The 1811-nt window shown below is 60.0% G+C and carries 2 protein-coding genes and 1 pseudogene; 2 read left to right on the top strand and 1 reads right to left on the bottom strand.

What is annotated here, in order from left to right; genetic code table 11:
• Positions 1-195 precede the first annotated feature (195 nt).
• A complete protein-coding gene (locus VL003_RS01875; RefSeq protein ID WP_325439013.1) occupies positions 196-885 on the bottom strand; it encodes a c-type cytochrome in 690 nt (229 codons plus the stop codon).
• 160 nt (positions 886-1045) lie between these two features.
• On the opposite strand from VL003_RS01875, the gene yihA reads away from it, so the two are divergent.
• Positions 1046-1669: a ribosome biogenesis GTP-binding protein YihA/YsxC gene (yihA, locus tag VL003_RS01870; protein WP_325439011.1), complete on the top strand. Its 624-nt coding sequence runs from the start codon at positions 1046-1048 to the stop codon at positions 1667-1669.
• A pseudogene (locus tag VL003_RS01865) lies at positions 1666-1811 on the top strand (porphobilinogen synthase); the annotation flags it as partial. The gene yihA and the pseudogene VL003_RS01865, both read left to right, overlap by 4 nt.

Raw genomic sequence — 1811 nt, 5'->3', positions numbered from 1 at the left:
AAATGAACATCAGCAAACTTACTGCAAACCGCATCGAACCGAGCAGTTCAATCACGTCGGCGCCGAAGCTTTTCAAGGAATTGGGTTGGCTCACAGATTCATTTCGAAAAAAAAGGGGGGCGCCGCTGCCGGCCCCCCCCTTTGACTGACCGGCCGGCGCGATTTTGTTTTTGACGCCGGACTAAATTCTACGCTTTAACGCAGGCCCGCCGCGTAATCGGCCACCGCCGCAATGTCGGAGTCGGACATGCGATCGGCGATGTCGTGCATGATTTCGTTGGCGCGATCATTGCTGCGGAACTGCTTGAGCTGATCAGCCAGGTAACCGGGGAACTGCCCTGCCAGGCGCGGGAACTCGGCCGGTACGCCTGCACCGTTAGGTGCGTGGCAGCCCGCACAGGCGGGTACCCGTTTGGCCGGAATGCCGCCGCGCCAGATCTCTTGGCCGCGCTCCATGGTGGCTTCGCTGGTGGCAGTGGCAGCGGCAGTGTAATCAAGCGGCTGCTGGCCCAGATAGTAAGCAATATTTTGAATGTCTTCGTCGGACAGGGGCGCAGCCATGGGTGTCATGACCAGCGGCGCACCGTTGGGGCCGCTACGCTTGGCGGGTTGGTCGCCCTGGGGTTTGAAGTCGTGCAGCTGGCGGGCGATGTATTCGTGCGCCTGGCCCGAAAGATTGGGGTTGACCGGAAGCGTGCTGTTGCCGGCTGCGCCATGGCAGCTGGCACAGGCAATAATGCCGCGCGCTGCGTCGCCGTTGGTGTATAGAGCCTCGCCTTTGGCCGCGTCGGGCTTGACGGCGTTCTGGGCATAACTTGCAGAGAACACGGAACAGCCTAGTGCTACACCGCTAATGATTACTATTCTGGAAAGCACACGCTTCATGAAGACCTCGACGGATCGCTTAAATTCGATCTGGGCCGACTATATGTCGGCAATGAATGTCAAATTTTCGGGCCCGCAAAGGCCCGCAAAAATTGAACGCAACAGTTTCAAATCCGATAATTATACAATAGCGGTTGAATCAAACCCATCAGGCCAGCCATTGTCCATCCTGCACCGCGCCGCTTTCACGGTTTCCGCCGCCCGTCTCGACCAGTTACCGCCGCCCACCACCGCCGAAGTCTGCTTCGTGGGCCGGTCGAACGCCGGCAAATCATCCGCCATTAACGTGCTTGCCAACCAGAAACGGCTGGCATTTTCCAGCAAAACACCCGGACGCACCCGCCTGATCAATCTGTTCGGCATTCCCGACCCGCTCAACCCCGACGAGGCCCTGGGCTTTCTGGTCGACCTGCCCGGTTACGGCTATGCGTCGGTGGCTCGCGACGCCCGCGAAGAGTGGGCCGAGGTGCTGGGCGGCTACCTGCGTCAACGCGAATCTTTGGCCGGCGTGGTGCTGGTCATGGATATTCGCCGGGGTGTCACTGACCTGGATCGACGGCTGGCCGAATGGCTCGCCCCTACGGGCAAGCCCGTGCTGGCCCTGCTGACCAAGGCCGACAAGCTTCCTTACGGCCAACGGATCAAGGCCGTGGCGGCCACCCGCAAAGAACTTGCCAAACTGGGGGCGTTAACCGCCTTGCCGTTCTCGGCAACCCATCGTATTGGGCTGGAAGAAGCCACCGCCCACATTGAAAACTGGATCTCACCCAAGGTCGTGCCATGACTCAATTCCTTCCTTCCGTCGATTTTCCTGCCTCGCGTCCACGCCGCAACCGCCACGACGATTTTTCGCGACGACTGGTCCGCGAGCATTCGCTCAGCGTCGACGATTTCATCTACCCGGTGTTCGTCACCGAAGGCAGCAA

It is taken from the genome of Pusillimonas sp. (assembly GCF_035515275.1).
In the GTDB taxonomy this organism is placed as follows: domain Bacteria; phylum Pseudomonadota; class Gammaproteobacteria; order Burkholderiales; family Burkholderiaceae_B; genus Pusillimonas.
The sequence above is the reverse complement of the archived record's forward strand: the minus strand, read 5'-3'. Positions and strand labels throughout refer to the sequence as shown.

What these genes read in the sequence shown, in the direction of transcription:
- VL003_RS01875 (WP_325439013.1), bottom strand. Translation starts at nt 885, where the DNA reads ATGAAGCGTGTGCTTTCCAGAATAGTAATCATTAGCGGTGTAGCACTA.